At 68.4% G+C, this 14,942-nt stretch carries 11 protein-coding genes and 1 tRNA gene; 6 read left to right on the top strand and 6 right to left on the bottom strand.

Translation table 11 applies throughout. The features are described from left to right. Positions 1–51: 51 nt before the first annotated feature. The 3 genes from ACFWXQ_RS30165 to ACFWXQ_RS30155 all read right to left on the bottom strand — a co-directional run bounded on the left by ACFWXQ_RS30165 (position 52) and on the right by ACFWXQ_RS30155 (position 2,548). The gene (locus ACFWXQ_RS30165) at positions 52–948 is read right to left on the bottom strand and encodes a Bax inhibitor-1/YccA family protein (protein WP_383954101.1); all 897 of its coding nucleotides are present in this window, start codon (positions 946–948) and stop codon (positions 52–54) included. Between the two features lie 185 nt (positions 949–1,133). After that, on the bottom strand, positions 1,134–2,309 hold the full coding sequence (locus ACFWXQ_RS30160; RefSeq protein ID WP_383954103.1) for a 4-hydroxybenzoate 3-monooxygenase: 1,176 nt from the start codon (positions 2,307–2,309) through the stop codon (positions 1,134–1,136). Positions 2,310–2,465: 156 nt separating this feature from the next. After that, positions 2,466–2,548: transfer RNA gene (locus ACFWXQ_RS30155), tRNA-Leu, on the bottom strand. Positions 2,549–2,941: 393 nt separating this feature from the next. Here ACFWXQ_RS30155 and ACFWXQ_RS30150 point away from each other — a divergent pair. Continuing rightward, entirely contained in the window at positions 2,942–3,712 is a 771-nt protein-coding gene (locus ACFWXQ_RS30150) for an ABC transporter ATP-binding protein (protein ID WP_383954104.1), read from the top strand. Between the two features lie 365 nt (positions 3,713–4,077). Further along, on the top strand, positions 4,078–6,615 hold the full coding sequence (locus tag ACFWXQ_RS30145) for an ABC transporter permease (protein WP_383954106.1): 2,538 nt from the start codon (positions 4,078–4,080) through the stop codon (positions 6,613–6,615). An 83-nt stretch (positions 6,616–6,698) separates the two neighbouring features. Here ACFWXQ_RS30145 and ACFWXQ_RS30140 read toward each other — a convergent pair whose 3' ends face one another. From ACFWXQ_RS30140 to ACFWXQ_RS30130, 3 genes are all read right to left on the bottom strand, one after another. Then, complete coding sequence (locus ACFWXQ_RS30140; protein WP_383954108.1) at positions 6,699–7,988, bottom strand: class I SAM-dependent methyltransferase; 1,290 nt, start codon at positions 7,986–7,988, stop codon at positions 6,699–6,701. A gap of 342 nt (positions 7,989–8,330) precedes the next feature. Continuing rightward, positions 8,331–9,764: an NAD(P)/FAD-dependent oxidoreductase gene (locus ACFWXQ_RS30135; RefSeq protein WP_383943929.1), complete on the bottom strand. Its 1,434-nt coding sequence runs from the start codon at positions 9,762–9,764 to the stop codon at positions 8,331–8,333. Positions 9,765–10,199: 435 nt separating this feature from the next. After that, positions 10,200–11,507 carry a recombinase family protein gene (locus ACFWXQ_RS30130; protein ID WP_383943932.1) on the bottom strand — a complete coding sequence of 436 codons (1,308 nt, stop codon included), beginning with the start codon at positions 11,505–11,507 and terminating at the stop codon, positions 10,200–10,202. On the opposite strand from ACFWXQ_RS30130, the gene ACFWXQ_RS30125 reads away from it, so the two are divergent. The 4 genes from ACFWXQ_RS30125 to ACFWXQ_RS30110 all read left to right on the top strand — a co-directional run bounded on the left by ACFWXQ_RS30125 (position 11,506) and on the right by ACFWXQ_RS30110 (position 14,932). Next, positions 11,506–11,709 carry a hypothetical protein gene (locus tag ACFWXQ_RS30125; RefSeq protein WP_383943935.1) on the top strand — a complete coding sequence of 68 codons (204 nt, stop codon included), beginning with the start codon at positions 11,506–11,508 and terminating at the stop codon, positions 11,707–11,709. The genes ACFWXQ_RS30130 and ACFWXQ_RS30125 overlap by 2 nt on opposite strands. A gap of 16 nt (positions 11,710–11,725) precedes the next feature. Further along, entirely contained in the window at positions 11,726–12,154 is a 429-nt protein-coding gene (locus tag ACFWXQ_RS30120; RefSeq protein WP_383943938.1) for a hypothetical protein, read from the top strand. Positions 12,155–13,189: 1,035 nt separating this feature from the next. Beyond that, complete coding sequence (locus tag ACFWXQ_RS30115; RefSeq protein ID WP_383943941.1) at positions 13,190–13,417, top strand: hypothetical protein; 228 nt, start codon at positions 13,190–13,192, stop codon at positions 13,415–13,417. Between the two features lie 714 nt (positions 13,418–14,131). Then, positions 14,132–14,932, top strand: coding sequence for a hypothetical protein (locus ACFWXQ_RS30110; RefSeq protein ID WP_383943944.1), 801 nt, complete (start codon positions 14,132–14,134; stop codon positions 14,930–14,932). Positions 14,933–14,942: the final 10 nt, after the last annotated feature.

Here is a 14,942-nt window from a genome sequence, read left to right as displayed (position 1 = left end):
GCGAACCGAGGTTCGCGGGCCCTTCCTACTGCTACTGCTACTGCTGTCCTGCTAATCGTTGCCGCTGAAGATCGCCACCAGGCGCAGCATCTCCAGGTAGATCCACACGAGGCTCATGGTGAGGCCGAAGGCGGCCAGCCAGGACTCGTCGCGCGGGGCGCCGTAGGCGATGCCGTCCTCGATCTGCTTGAAGTCGAGCGTCAGGAAGAACGCACCGAGGACGATCGCGAGAATGCCGACGATCGCGCCCAGCGGGCCCATGCTCCGCAGCCCGCCGTCATCGGCGACACCGAAGACGACCAGCAGCAGGTTGACCGCCATGACGAGCACGAAGGCGATGGCGATGGCCATACCGATGCGCGCGTACCGGGCGGTGACGCGGATCCAGCCCGCCTTGTAGATCAGCAGGGTGGCGCCGGACACCGCCATGGTGCCGAGCACGGCCTGGAAGGGCGCGCCACTCCACCGGCTGTTGAACATCTCGCTGATCACGCCGAGGAAAACGCCCTCGAAGGCGGCGTACGCCAGGATCAGCGGGGGCGAGGCCTTGCGCTTGAAGGCCTGGACGAGCGCGAAGACCATCGCGATCAGCGCGGAGCCGATGGCCAGGCCGAAGCTGCTCGACGTGACCGGCAGCAGGGCCCACGCGAGCACGGCACCGACGGTGACCGTGCCGAGCGTCATGGCCGTGCGCGAGACGACGTCGTCCATCGTCATGCGGCCGGCGGCGGGCGGGGCCTGCGGCGGCGCGCCGTGCTGGAGGTCCTGCGGGGCGTAAGGATTCTGCGCGTACGGGTTGCCGCCCTGCGGGGCGTGCGGGGTGCCCGCGTACGGGTTCCCCTGCGTTCCGACAGCGGGGCCCCCGGCCTGCGGCGCGGTGTTGAAGCCCGCGTAGCCGTTGTCGCGGCTGAACCCCCGTCGCGAGAAGACCGGGTTGCTGCTCCTCATTTCACTCCTCCATGGCCACCCTGCGTGGCCTTGGCTCAAGAGTAATGGGTAGGCAAAAGAAAGCCTCTAGTGCCTGGGGAGGATCTTTCCCCTCTTGTGACCGGGAACGCCAGGCCGAGACCCGGCATTCCCCGCACCGTTACAACGCCGGTACGCACTGTTCCGGTTCCCTCTTCCGGGGCATCTCACTCCAGGGGGAAGCCCGTGTATCCCTCGGCGAGGTCCTGCTCGGCGGCCCGCGAGGCGGCGATCCGCGCCAGCCGGGCGAGCTGGATCCGGTCCTCGAAGGGCGTCGCGTCGGCCGTCCGGTGCAGCAGCGTCGTCATCTCGTACGAGAACCGCTCGGCCTGCCACACGCGCCGCAGACAGGTCTCGGAGTACGCGTCGAGCAACTCCGCCGACCCGGTCTCCTTCTCGTACGCCAGGGCCCGCGCGAAGGTGACGACGTCGCCGACCGCGAGGTTGAGCCCCTTGGCACCGGTCGGCGGCACGATGTGAGCGGCGTCACCGGCCAGGAAGAGCCGCCCGTACCGCATGGGCTCGTGCACATGGCTGCGCATGGGTGTGACGGACTTCTGGGTGATGGGCCCCCGCTCCAGCCGCCACCCGTCCCCGGTCTCGAACCGCCGCTCCAGCTCGTCCCAGATCTCCTCGTCGGCCCATTCCTCGGCGTCCGTGCCCTCGGGCACCTGGAGGTAGAGCCGCGAGACGACGGGCGACCGCATGGACAGCAGGGCGAAGCCACGGTCGTGCCGGGCGTAGACGAGCTCGTCGTGCGAGGGCGGCACATCGGCGAGGATCCCGAGCCACCCGAACGGGTAGGTCCGCTCGAAGACCCGGGTGAGCTCGGCGGGAATGGCCTTGCGGGCGACCCCCCAGAACCCGTCGCACCCGACCACGTAGGAGCACTCCAGCACCTCCTCACGCCCTTCATGCCGAAACCGCACCCGCGGAGCGTCGCCGCCCGCTCCCTCCACGGCGAGGGCCTCGGCCTCGAAGAGGAGCGGCCCGCCCTCCTTGAGCTGAAGGGCGATGAGGTCCTTGCACACCTCGGTCTGGGCGTAGACCATCACGGACCGCCCGCCGGTCAGGGCGGGAAAGTCGACGCGGTGCCGCCGCCGGTCGAACCGCAGCTCGATGCCGTCGTGCCGCAGCCCCTCACGGTCCATGCGCTCACCGGCGCCCGCGGCCCGCAGCACGTCCACGGTCCCCTGCTCCAGGATCCCGGCCCGCTGCCGATGCTCCACATAGGCCCGGTCCCGGCTCTCCAGCACGACGGAGTCGATCCCCGCGTTGTGCAGCAGCCGCGCCAGCAGCAGCCCGGCCGGTCCGGCCCCGATGATCCCGACGGTGGTACGCATCGACTCGCTCCGTTCGCCCAGTGAAATTTAATTCACCAAATCACTACGCTGAGTTTCCGACGGACAGAACCCACTGTCAACGGTTGCGAGGTGAAGTCTTCAATGAAGGGTGCACCCTTCATTGGGATACGCCGGAAAAAGCAGAAGTGTCGGAGGTGCCCGGAACCGGACTTGAACCGGTACGCCCGCGAGGGGCAGCGAGGTTTAAGCTCGCCGTGTCTGCATTCCACCATCCGGGCAGGCCATGGGCTCCGCGTCGAGTGTTCCGAGCCTATCGGGACAGATCCCCCGAACAGCGGAAGGGCAGCCCGATGTTGTCTTATTTTATTGACGTCTGAGGGTGCATCAGCCCACGGTACGCGCCATCAGCACATGCCAAATGCCGTTCGGCCGAAGCTTGACGGCGTATGGGGAATGACGTGATTTCACCGCCCGAACGAGCGGAACCTGACGAACCGTCGCCGATTCCCCCTCAGGGGCGGCCGTCATCCCCAGGTATGACACGGGCCCGCCGGGTGCGACCCAAGGCTGTCTTCGGAACCGGAACAGCGGGTGACTACACGGCGCCGATCGGCACAGACGATGGAACGGTCGTCCTCACTCGTCGTCGTACCGACAAGGAGCACCCTCCCGTGACCACCATGCCCCTCGCCGACCGTGCCACCACGGTGGCAGCCCGCGCCTCGGAACTGTCCAAGGTCTACGGACAGGGGGAGACCCAGGTGGTCGCCCTGGACCGGGTCTCCGTCGACTTCCGTCAGGCCGAGTTCACCGCGATCATGGGCCCCTCCGGCTCCGGCAAGTCCACGCTGATGCACTGCGTGGCCGGCCTGGACAGCTTCTCCTCGGGCTCGGTGCGCATCGGCGACACCGAACTCGGCTCCCTCAAGGACAAGCAGCTCACCAAGCTGCGCCGGGACAAGATCGGCTTCATCTTCCAGGCGTTCAACCTCCTTCCGACTCTCACGGCCCTGGAGAACATCACTCTTCCGATGGACATCGCGGGCCGCAAGCCGGACAAGGCGTGGCTCGACAACGTGATCCGGATGGTGGGCCTGGCCGACCGCCTCTCGCACCGCCCCTCCGAGCTCTCCGGCGGCCAGCAGCAGCGCGTCGCCGTGGCCCGCGCGCTGGCCTCCCGCCCGGACATCATCTTCGGCGACGAGCCGACCGGAAACCTCGACTCCCGCTCGGGCGCCGAAGTCCTCGGCTTCCTCCGCAACTCCGTACGCGAACTGGGCCAGACCGTCGTCATGGTCACCCACGACCCGGTGGCCGCCGCGTACGCCGACCGCGTCATCTTCCTGGCCGACGGCCGCGTGGTCGACGAGGTGCACACCCCCACGGCGGACGCGGTCCTGGACCGCATGAAGCAGTTCGACGCGAAGGGTCGCACCAGCTAGGCGCGCTCTCCCTTGTTGCGTTCCGTCCGCGGGCCGCAAGTGGCTGATCGCGCAGTTCCCCGCGCCCCTGAAGGGGCACGACCCGCAGGTGTGACGCGATGGGCCATCGGCCCGCGGCCGCCCACCCGCGGGAGGGGACGGTCCGGGGGTGTCCGCCCGCAGCGGCTGGCGTGTCGACTCGGATGCCTTCTCAAGGCGACCGATTCCACGCCAGACCGAGGACGGATACCCCCGGGCCGGCCCCGCCCCCGTACCAACGGCAGGCGCACCACCCACCGACGAACAGTCGCAGGGGACCCGCACCACCAACGGGCCCCCGCGCCCCACCAAACCTCGTACACCTCGTACACCTGGACTGAGAAGACATGTTCCGAACCGCCCTGCGCAACGTGCTGGCGCACAAGGCCAGGCTGCTGATGACCGTGCTCGCCGTGATGCTGGGCGTGGCGTTCGTCTCCGGCACCCTGGTCTTCACCAACACCATCTCCGACGCGTTCCAGAAGAGCTCGGCGAAGGGATTCGACCAGGTCGACGTCGCCGTCCAGCCGGAATCCACGAAGGCCGAGGGCGACACGCTCGGCAAGGAACCGGAGCTCACCCAGGCGCTGCTGGACAAGGCCGCCAAGGCCCCCGGCGCCGAGTCCGCCATAGGCGTCGTCACCGGCTTCACCGCGATCGCCGACAAGGACGGCAAGCTGATCGGCGGCGGCTTCCAGTCGCAGGGCGGCAACTACTGGGGCGACAAGGACCCCCGCTACCCGCTCGACAGCGGCAAGGCCCCGACCGGCAAGAACGAGGTCGCGATCGACGCCGAAACGGCCGAGCGGGCCGGCTACAAGGTCGGCGACACCATCCGGATCTCGATCGACGGCCCGGTCCTCACCCCCACCATCACCGCCGTGTTCACCACGGACGACGGCAACGTCGCCGCTGGCGGCAGCCTCGCCCTCTTCGACACGGCCACGGCACAACAGCTGTTCCACAAGACCGGCACGTACGACGAGATCGACGTGAAGGCGGCCCCGGGCACCAGCCAGACCGCCCTCCGGACGAGCCTCGACAAGGTTCTCCCGAAGGACATCGCCTCCACGACTACGGGTCAGCAGCTCGCCGACGACCAGGCCGCCATGATCGAGTCGTCGATGAGCGGCCTCAAGACCGGCCTCCTGGTCTTCGCCGGCATCGCCCTGTTCGTCGGCACGTTCATCATCGCCAACACCTTCACCATGCTGGTCGCCCAGCGCACCAAGGAACTCGCGCTCCTGCGAGCGGTCGGCGCCTCGCGCAAGCAGGTCACCCGCTCCGTACTCCTCGAAGCGTTCGTGGTCGGCACGGTCGCGGCCGTCACGGGCCTGATCGCCGGCATCGGCATCGGCGCGGGCCTGCGCAGCCTGATGGGCATGCTCGACGCGACGGTCCCGGCGGGCCCGCTGGTCATCTCCCCGGGCACGGTCGTCACGGCGTTCGCCGTCGGCATCCTCATCACGATGCTGGCCGCCTGGCTCCCGGGCCGCCGCGCCGCGAAGATCCCCCCGGTCGCGGCGATGAGCAGCGTGCACGCGACGGCGACGACCAAGTCGCTCGTCCTGCGCAACACCCTCGGCGCCCTGTTCTCCGCGGTGGGCATCGCGGTGGTCCTCTACGCGACGACGATGAACGGCTCGGACGGTCAGGCCCCGATGGGCCTGGGCGCGGTCCTGCTGATCATCGGCGTCTTCATCCTCACGCCCCTCCTCTCCCGCCCGCTGATCGCCGCCGCGTCCCCGGTCCTGCGCATCTTCGGCGTCTCGGGCAAGCTGGCCCGCCAGAACTCCGTACGCAACCCGCGCCGCACGGCCGCCACCGCCTCCGCGCTGATGATCGGCCTCACGCTCATCACGGGCATGACGGTGATGGCGGGCAGCCTGCAGACGTCGATCGACAAGATGGCCACCGCCGCGCTGAAGGCGGACTACGTGGTCTCGATGGCGAACATGAGCTCCCTCTCCCCCGACGTCGAGAAGAAGCTCGACAAGGTGGAGGGCGTCACCGCCACCAGCCCCCTGCGCAACGCGCCGGCCCGCATCGACGACCAGACCGAGTACCTGACGGGTGTGAAGGGCTCCACGATCGGCGAGCTGACCGACCTGAAGGTCGACAACGGCTCCTTCAAGGTCGGCGGCACGCAGGTCGTCGTGGACGACGACACGGCCAAGGACCACGGCTGGAAGGCCGGTTCGACGTTCACGGCGTCGTTCGAGGACGACAAGAAGCAGCAGCTGACGATCTCCGGGATCTACGAGGGCAACGAGCTCATCCGGGGCATCATGATCGACACCGCGACGCTCGCCCCGCACCAGGCGGACCAGGCCGACCCGGCCGACATGCAGGTCATGGTGAAGACGTCCGGCGGCGCGTCCGACGCGACCAAGGACGGTCTGGAGAAGGCGCTCGGCGACAACCCGGCCATCAAGGTCCAGGACAAGCAGGACGTCTCGAACGAGATCGCGCAGATGTTCACGCTGATTCTGAACATGCTGTACGGCCTGCTGGCGATGGCGGTCATCGTCGCCGTCCTCGGCGTCATCAACACGCTCGCGATGTCGGTCTTCGAACGCTCGCAGGAGATCGGCATGCTCCGCGCGATCGGCCTCGACCGCAAGGGCATCAAGCGGATGGTCCGTCTGGAGTCCCTGGTCATCTCGCTCTTCGGCGGCGTGCTCGGCGTGGGCCTGGGCGTGTTCTTCGGCTGGGCGGCCGGTGAACTCCTGGCCGGCACGATGCCGACGTACGAACTGGTCCTGCCCTGGGGCCGGATGGCCGTCTTCCTGCTCCTGGCGGCGACGGTCGGCATCCTCGCGGCCCTGTGGCCGGCCCGCCGCGCGGCACGCCTGAACATGCTGACGGCGATCAAGTCGGAGTAGCACCAAGTCAAATCAGCAGTACGGCAGTTGGGGCCCGTTCCGCAAGGAACGGGCCCCAACTCTGTCTACGCCTAGGCCTGCCCTTAGTTCCAGCTACGAGCCCGAAGAGGCATCCCCGAAGCCCCCGACTCGGGCGTCCGCACCGCCAGCACCTGGTTCACCCCGATCCGGTTCCGCTCGAAGGCGAGGGCGGAGGCGGCCATGTAGAGCCGCCAGACGCGGGCCCGGCCGGGGCTGGTGAGCCGGACCGCGTCAGGCCAGTGAGCCTCCAGGTTGGCGACCCAGCGGCGCAGTGTGAGCCCATAGTGCTCGCGGATCGACTCGACGTCACGGACCTCGAACCCGGCCGTCTCCAACTGGCTCACGGTCCCGCCGATCGGAGCGAGCTCGCCGTCCGGGAAGACGTAGGCGTCGATGAACTCGTCGATCTCGTACCCCGATTCGTCGCGCCACGGCCGACGGCCGATCTGGTGGTTGAGGAGCCGCCCGCCCGGTTTCAGAAGGGCGAACAGATCGCGCGCGTACTCCAGATAGCGGTCGCTCCCGACATGCTCGGCCATGCCGATGGAGGAGATCGCGTCGTACGGGCCGTCGGTGACGTCGCGGTAGTCCTGGACGCGGATCTCGATCCGGTCGGTGAGCCCTTCCTCCGCGACGCGTTTACGGGCGTACGCGGCCTGTTCCTGGGACAGGGTGACGCCGACGACGCTCACGCCGTACTCGCGGGCGGCGTGGATGGCCATCGAACCCCAGCCGCAGCCGACGTCGAGCAGGCGCATGCCCGGCTTCAGGTCGAGTTTGCGGGCGACGAGTCCGAGCTTGTCGCGCTGGGCGTCCTCCAGGGTGCCGTCCGGGGAGTCCCAGTAGGCGCAGGAGTAGACCATGGACGGCCCGAGGACGATCTCGTAGAAGTCGTTGCCGACGTCGTAGTGGTGGCTGATCGCCCGTCTGTCGGTGCGCTTGGTGTGCAGGTGGGAGTGCCTGCGGACCTCCTCGCGGGGCGGGGCGGGGGGCAGCGGCGGCCCCGCCATCCGTACGAGCCCCCACACGGCGGCCCGCACCTCGGGATCCCGGAGGGCCTCGCGCAGGGTCCGGGCGTCCTCGCCGCGCTCCCACACCAGCTCGGCCATGACGTCCAGGACGGCGTACAGATCACCGTCCACGGTCAGGTCTCCGGCCACCCAGGCGCGGGCCATGCCCAGTTCGCCAGGCTTCCAGAGCAGCCGGCGCAGGGCCCGGCGGTTCCGTACGACGAGTACGGGGCTCTCGGGCGGGCCCGCCTCCGAGCCGTCCCAGGCGCGAATGCGCACCGGGAGCGGGGCTCCCAGCAACTGCTCCATCAGCGCCTTCAGCCGCAGCGCCGCGTCCTGCATGACGCACACCTCCGTGACGACGGATCCCACAGACTCCAACACCACGTAAACACCAACGGGCCCGATGCGCAGTCCCGCCAAAGTGTTACTTCTGAGCAAAATACATGCACCCAACACGCACCCTGCAGCCGTGACCGCCCCCTCCTCGAGGGCTCCGCGCAACCACTAGCCCGTCCGGCGTTTGAGGACGAGGCCGTTCAGGCCGACAAGGGGGGTCTGGGGGCGCAGCCCCCAGGGACGGGACGGGTAGGGGCGGCGGGGGCGAAGAAAAACCCCGAAGGGGGCCGCCCGCACCACGGATGGCGGGAGGCCCCCTTCGGGGTCAAAGCAGGTGACCGGAGGTCAGGAGGCCTTGGCCTTCTCCTCGGTCTTGGCGGCCGAAGGCGCGGACGCCGTCTCGGCCTTCGCACCGGCAGCCGCAGACGCAGCCGCACCCGCCGGCGCCGGCTTCGCAGCCTCGTAGAACTCCTCACGAGGAGTCTCCATGGCCCCGAGCGACACAACCTCACGCTTCAGGAACATCGCAAGAGTCCAGTCCGCGAAGACCCGGATCTTCCGGTTCCAGGTAGGCATGGCCAGCCCGTGGTACCCCCGGTGCATGTACCAGGCAAGACGACCCTTGAGCTTGATCTTCATCTTGCCCATGACGATCATCGCGACGCCCTTGTGCAGGCCGAGCCCGGCGACCGCACCCTTGTTGGCGTGGCTGTACTCCTTCTGCGGGAAGCCCCGCATACCGGAGATCACGTTGTCACCGAGGACACGGGCCTGCCGCAGCGCGTGCTGCGCGTTCGGCGGGCACCAGGCGTTCTCGTTGCCGGCCTTGCGGCCGACGAGGTCCGGCACCTGGGCGTTGTCGCCGGCGGCCCAGACGTAGTCCGTGCCCTGCACCTGGAGCGTGGTCTGCGTGTCGACGTGACCACGGGGACCGAGCGGCAGACCGAAGCGGGAGAGCACCGGGTTGGGCTTGACGCCGGCCGTCCACACGATGGTGTTGGAGTCGACCTCGAGGCCGTTCTTCAGCGCCACGTGGCCGTCGACGCAGGAGTCCATGGACGTGGAGAGGTAGACCTCGACCCCACGTCCTTCGAGGTGCTCCTTGCCGTACTGGCCGAGCTTCGGACCGACCTCGGGAAGGATCTTGTCCGCGGCGTCGACGAGGATGAACCGCATGTCCTCGCGCGACACGTTGTTGTAGTACTTGGCCGCGTCCCGGGCCATGTCCTCGACCTCACCGATGGTCTCGGCACCGGCGAAGCCACCGCCGACGAAGACGAAGGTGAGCGCCTTGCGCCGCACGTCCTCGTCGGTCGTGGAGTCGGCCTTGTCCAGCTGCTCGAGCACGTGGTTGCGCAGGCCGATGGCCTCCTCGATGCCCTTCATGCCGATGCCCTGCTCGGCAAGGCCGGGGATCGGGAAGGTGCGCGAGACCGCGCCCATCGCGATGACGAGGTAGTCGAAAGGCAGCTCGTACGCCTCGCCCACGAGGGGGGCGATCGTGGCGACCTTGCGGTCCTGGTCGATGGTCGTGACCCGGCCGGTCAGGACTTCCGCCTTGGGCAGCACGCGTCGCAGCGGGACGACGACGTGCCGAGGCGAAATGCTGCCGGCGGCTGCTTCGGGGAGGAAGGGCTGGTAGGTCATGTACGACCGGGGGTCGACGACCGTGACGGTCGCCTCGCCGTAGCGCATCTTCTTGAGAATGCGCCGAGCTGCGTACAGGCCTACGTACCCACCGCCTACTACGAGGATCCTGGGACGCTCCGTGGTGCTCATGCCATCGAGTATCCACCTGCCCCAGGGGGGTGGCTCGTGCGCCCCTTCACAAGCTTCTTCACACCCTCTGCTACACTGCGCGGCCCACGTGAGCGAGGTCATGGTCAGGCAGGGGAACCAGCGCGTGGTGCGACCCGTTGTCAATGCCGCGTGAGCTGCCGCTCCGGCCGTTCAACCCCGCCGAACCGGCCCCCTTTTTCATACGATCGCAGCACTCACCGAACACCCTGTTGATCATGCTGCGAGGCCACTCTGACCCCCCGGGGAACCCGTAAGGACGAAAACCTCGCCCATCAGGCCCGATTCTCTTGTGAAGAACTTCACGAACTTTCCCGACGGGGCGTCCCCGGCGCCGTTTCCAAGACCGTTCAGAAGCCCTCCAGAGCGCTCAAACGTTCTCCGACCTGCTCAGTCGAGGAAGGCTCCAGGCCGGCTCTAGGCGACGGACCACGCGATCCCGTCGAGCATGTCCTCTGTATGGGCACAGGGCTCATGCTCGCTGGGAACGCGTGGTACGGCGGCATCTGCCGTGCTCTTGTTGTCTGCGTCCCACACTGTTGCTTCGTCCTCCCACACCGGCACGATGCGCGCTCGGGTCTCGAAGCGCGACGGGCGGGGCGACACGAGGATGTGCCGGATCAGCTTCCGAAGGAACAGGTTGTGTTCCACGGTGGTGAACGAGTCCCACTCTGGGAGCAACCCCACTACGAGAGGGCGGAAGTCGTCCAGCTTGGGTTTCACCTCCTCTTCCTTCTCCCTGATCTTGTCCAGCTTCTCGGCGACCGCGTTCCGGTCCCGTTCGAGGTTGTGGCGCGCGGCGTCGTACGCCTGACCCGGGTATCGGCCGGGGTTCATCGCAAAGTCCGTGACCAGTCGGGTAAGCGCCCCGTCCAACTTGGTCAGTTCGATGGTGAGCGCGGCGCGGTCCTCGACAGGCCCGGTGCCCTCGGTCTGCGGCGGCGCGACGATCAGTGTTGCCGGCGCTTCGTCGACACCGTTCGCGACCTTCACGAGGAACCGGCGCACCTCGGCGAGAAGGTCGGAGTGCGTCGAGGTGACGCCCTCGCAGTCCCCTCCACCGTCCGCCTTCGCGCACCGCCAGTAGACAGCTCCGGGCTTGGGTCGCCCCGACATGGAGCCACGGCACCAGATGCACCGCACGAGGCCGGTGGTGTCGTACGAGGCCGAGCGCGCGCGGGGTGGCATCTTGGCCTTTGCCTGCCGGCGCTCCCGGTACTCCTCCCACATCTCCTCGGAGTCGCCCCGGTTGGGAAGATCGAAGTTGATCACGGCGTCGTGAGCACCGCGGAAGCGTCGCCAGTGACGGCATGAGGATGCACGGCTCTTGGGGCAGTCGCACGAGTCGCGGACTTGGAGGTATCCCGCGGCAAAGCCGGAGTCCATGAACCGCAAGAGGGTGTCTTGCTTCCATGCACGCCCTCGGGTCGTCCTGAATCCCTGCTCGTTGAGGTAGCGAGCGAGGTCGACGAACCCAGTGCCGTTTATATAGGAGTGGTAGCAGTACGCGAGGGCCGCCGCTTCCTCGGCGCGTGGCTCGTACCGCTCGGCTTGAAGGCGGTAGCCGGTCGGTTCGTTCGGGTCCGGCACGCGCCTCGGGTACCAGGCGTATCCGAACCGCTTGCGTCCACCGGACGGCAGCAGCAGGCCGAGCCTGTGGGCGTGAATCTCCTTCCACTGCTCGCCGATGCGGTCGGACTCGAACGCGGCGAACTCCAGCGTCATGCCGCGTTTGACCCGCATCCCCGACGCCGTCGCCGACGTCCTGCTCGCCCGCTTGCGGCGGGGCGTAAAGGCCGACCGGTACTGGACCGCATGGCTCGCATGCCGCCGCGACCGTCGCGCCGACCGCGCCGCCATGGCCGCCGAGTTGCCCGACGTCCTCGCCGGACAGCAGGCCCGCGCAATCGCCCCCGCCGCCCAGTGACCCGGAGAGACGCACCATGACGACCGTCACCGCCCCGACCGCCGGCCGCCGCGCCGCCGTCGACCTCGCTGCCGTGCGCGAGCAGTGGGGCGACCTGCTCGCCGCCATCGGCCGCCGAGTGGCCGCCCCGGGAGTGCGCCGGATTCCTCGACCAACTCGCCGCCGACGACCGCGCCGAGGACGACGACGTGACGCCCGTCGAGGCCGTCGTCGGCAGACTCCCGCTCACCATCCGCGAGCACCCTGCCCCCTCAACGCAGCCCTCGCCGTCGAGCGCGACCTGTTCGCCGATGCCGATGCCGAGCAGGTACAACGCCCCGCCGTCGACCAGGACGACCGCGACAACCTCGCCCGGTGGCACCTGCCCACGTCCCACGACATAGGCGCGGCCGCCGCCGCCTCGCCCGGATCCCGCGCGTACGGGCTGCATTGGGCTGCCGTATAGCTGGAGGGACGCGCCCTCGACGAGATGAGCGGCGACCTGTTCGAGCCGATGTCCGCCCGCCTACTCGACCACCTCGCCACAACCGCTCGCCAGGCTCGCCGGACCATCGAGCGCGCTCTCGGTCGCGAGAGCCGCACGCCCCCCTCGACCGACCATGCCCCTGGTGCGCCGGACAGCTCACCGGCCACATCAAACCCGGCGGCGTGCCAGCAGTCACCTGCTCAACCGGCGAAACGTGCGGGGCACCGACCGGTCTCAACCACCGGCACTGGCGGATGTGGCGGGGCGCCGAACTGGTCGCTCTGTGGGCCGCACTCGATACCGCCCGTCACACATGACGAGGCGGGCCCCGGAGCGTTCGCTCCGGGGCCCGCTGGTGTCTGGTGGGAGATACCGCCTAGCTCTGCACCTTCTGCGGCTCCAAGGAAGCACCCTCCCCGCGGACTTCCTGACGGAGGGTACGCAAAGCCCGTACGGCCTCGACAGCCTTTGCGCTAAGGGGCGGTACCTGCTCGAACAGGTACCGAAGAACACTAGCCGCTCCGCCGATCACAAGAACCGCGAAGGTAGCCCATCCCATGGTCGCCATACGCACACCCCATCCGACGCCTCAGCGTCTATCGGACCCCAGCTGCCACCCGGTTACGGGCAGAGTTCTCCCGCAGGCAGCCGACGTCTTGGGGTATGGGGCTAGGTCATGGGACTACCTCCGATAGGTGGGAGTGGCAGAGGCCGCAGATGCGGCGCACAGCAGCACGTTACCCGCGGCGTTCCGCCATGAAACCGCCAATACGTACTTCAGCCTGGCGAGTTGGCTTCCCGAGGGGGGTCGCCCGTTGCCGCGGCCGGACCGGCCTAGTCCCACGACTGCCCCGGATGCTGCTCAGGGACTGCCGACCAGCCTTCGCCCGGCCAGACCTACGGGACCACGTCCGAGGAATCAACACGTCGACGAGCACCGCAAGTTGACCAGCACCGTTTCCGCGATCACATTTTGCACTCAGTACAGTACTCAGTGTCGACGGGATCCGGTCCGTGGCCGCCCTGCTCGCCGCCGACCGCCTGCTCGTACACACATCGTGCGCCGGCCTGCTCGACGAGCTGCCCGGCTACCGCTGGGACCCCAAGGCCACCGAGCGCGGCGAATACGCCCCGCTCAAGATCGATGACCACAGCGCGGACGCAACCCGCTACGCCGTCCACTCCACAGCGCACGAGTGGCGCCAGTTGCTCACCACCTCCACCGCGATAGCGGGACCTTAATCGTTCGTCCCGCATCCCACTTGCTGATGATCATGCTGTACCGGGCCCATCCGATCGCAGATATAGCCCCGTACATGAGCCCAAGAACCGCATAGAGCACGGGCACTACATGCGTGAGCCCCAGGGCCACCGTCACGCCCGCAATCGCCAGCAGCACTGCGGCCCTACGTCGCTTGCGACGGCAAACGCGCACGTACTCATTGGCCCTGCGCTGCGACTCTGCCCTCTGAGCATCCTCCGCGTCGAGGATGCGACGCCGTCGCGCATCCCAACGGCGGCCTGTCTCCACCGACTCCCGATCCCGTGATTCGGCGGACGAGTTGATCACCACGTCGCCATGGATGGCCCCGGATTGCACCACGTGACCCCTGACGTCGCCGCTCAACTCGTTGCGTACCGACGGCTGTTCACTCATGAGCCGGAAGATACGCCCGCCGCCTACAAGATCACCATTGGAGGTCGCATGCCCCTGCCTGCCAACGGCGCCAGGTGGCCGCCGCCGCAGTGGGCCCCTCACGACGCCGAAATGCGTGTCGATGACGCTTGGTACAGCGGCGACCGGAAGCGCCTCGCTCGCGTGTACGGCCACCACCCGCGGTCAAGCGAACGGCGCCAGCTGTGGGGGCGCAGCGTCGACAAGGCACCCGGACGGCCCGAGCACCGGCTACACGTGCCCCTCGCCGGCGATATCGCGTCGACCTGCTATTCGCCGACATGCCGACAGTCAAGGTCGACGACAAGCCGACGCAAGAGCGGCTAGAGCTTCTGCTCGACGAAGGACGCGTGCAGCAGACCCTTTTGTCAGCCACCGAGCAGGCCGCCGCCCTGTCCGGCGTGTTCCTGCGGGTCACGTGGGATCGGGAGTTGGCCGACCGGCCACTACTCACCGGGTGCCAACCCGACGGAGCGATCCCAGAGTTCCGATTCGGCATGCTGCGCGCTGTCACCTTCTGGCGTGAACTGCCAGGCTCGACCGAGGCACTCGTGTGGCGCCACATCGAGCGACACGAGTCCGGCCGCATCCTGCACGCCCTGTACCAGGGCACGCGCGACAGCATCGGCCGCGCCGTCCCGCTCACCGAGCACACCGAGACGTCCGACCTGGTCGACTCGCTCGGCGAGGACGGCGTCAGCGTCCCGACCGGCATTCGCGACCTCACAGCCGCCTATGTGCCCAACACGCTGCCCAACCGCCTGCACCGTAGGAGCCCCCTCGGGCGCAGCGACTACGCCGGCGTACACGACCTGTTCGACGCCCTCGACACCACGTGGACAAGTTGGATGCGCGACATCCGCCTCGCCCGCGCACGGCTGATCGTCCCGGATGGATACCTACGCGACCACGGCCCCGGCAACGGGGCATCGTTCGACGACGACCGCGAGGTCTGGCACTCCCTCAAGATGCCGCCCAACGAAGGCAGCGGACGGGCCGCCCCGAGGTGGATTGGACCCCGGGCCGACCTGCTGACGCCGAGCGTAACCGGACAAGACCTCGCCATGTCCCCCCTGACCTGATGGAGGCGCC

Source organism: Streptomyces sp. NPDC058697, from assembly GCF_042715345.1.
Classification (GTDB): Bacteria; Actinomycetota; Actinomycetes; order Streptomycetales; family Streptomycetaceae; genus Streptomyces; species Streptomyces liliifuscus.
The sequence above is the reverse complement of the archived record's forward strand: the minus strand, read 5'-3'. Positions and strand labels throughout refer to the sequence as shown.

Bases quoted from the DNA above. Each gene is read 5' to 3' on its own strand.
- ACFWXQ_RS30140 (WP_383954108.1), bottom strand. From the start codon at position 7,988: ATGCAGGACGCGGCGCTGCGGCTGAAGGCGCTGATGGAGCAGTTGCTG.
- ACFWXQ_RS30145 (WP_383954106.1), top strand. From the start codon at position 4,078: ATGTTCCGAACCGCCCTGCGCAACGTGCTGGCGCACAAGGCCAGGCTG.
- ACFWXQ_RS30165 (WP_383954101.1), bottom strand. From the start codon at position 948: ATGAGGAGCAGCAACCCGGTCTTCTCGCGACGGGGGTTCAGCCGCGAC.
- ACFWXQ_RS30125 (WP_383943935.1), top strand. From the start codon at position 11,506: ATGCCGCGTTTGACCCGCATCCCCGACGCCGTCGCCGACGTCCTGCTC.
- ACFWXQ_RS30135 (WP_383943929.1), bottom strand. From the start codon at position 9,764: ATGAGCACCACGGAGCGTCCCAGGATCCTCGTAGTAGGCGGTGGGTAC.
- ACFWXQ_RS30120 (WP_383943938.1), top strand. From the start codon at position 11,726: ATGACGACCGTCACCGCCCCGACCGCCGGCCGCCGCGCCGCCGTCGAC.
- ACFWXQ_RS30130 (WP_383943932.1), bottom strand. From the start codon at position 11,507: ATGACGCTGGAGTTCGCCGCGTTCGAGTCCGACCGCATCGGCGAGCAG.
- ACFWXQ_RS30160 (WP_383954103.1), bottom strand. From the start codon at position 2,309: ATGCGTACCACCGTCGGGATCATCGGGGCCGGACCGGCCGGGCTGCTG.
- ACFWXQ_RS30110 (WP_383943944.1), top strand. From the start codon at position 14,132: ATGCCGACAGTCAAGGTCGACGACAAGCCGACGCAAGAGCGGCTAGAG.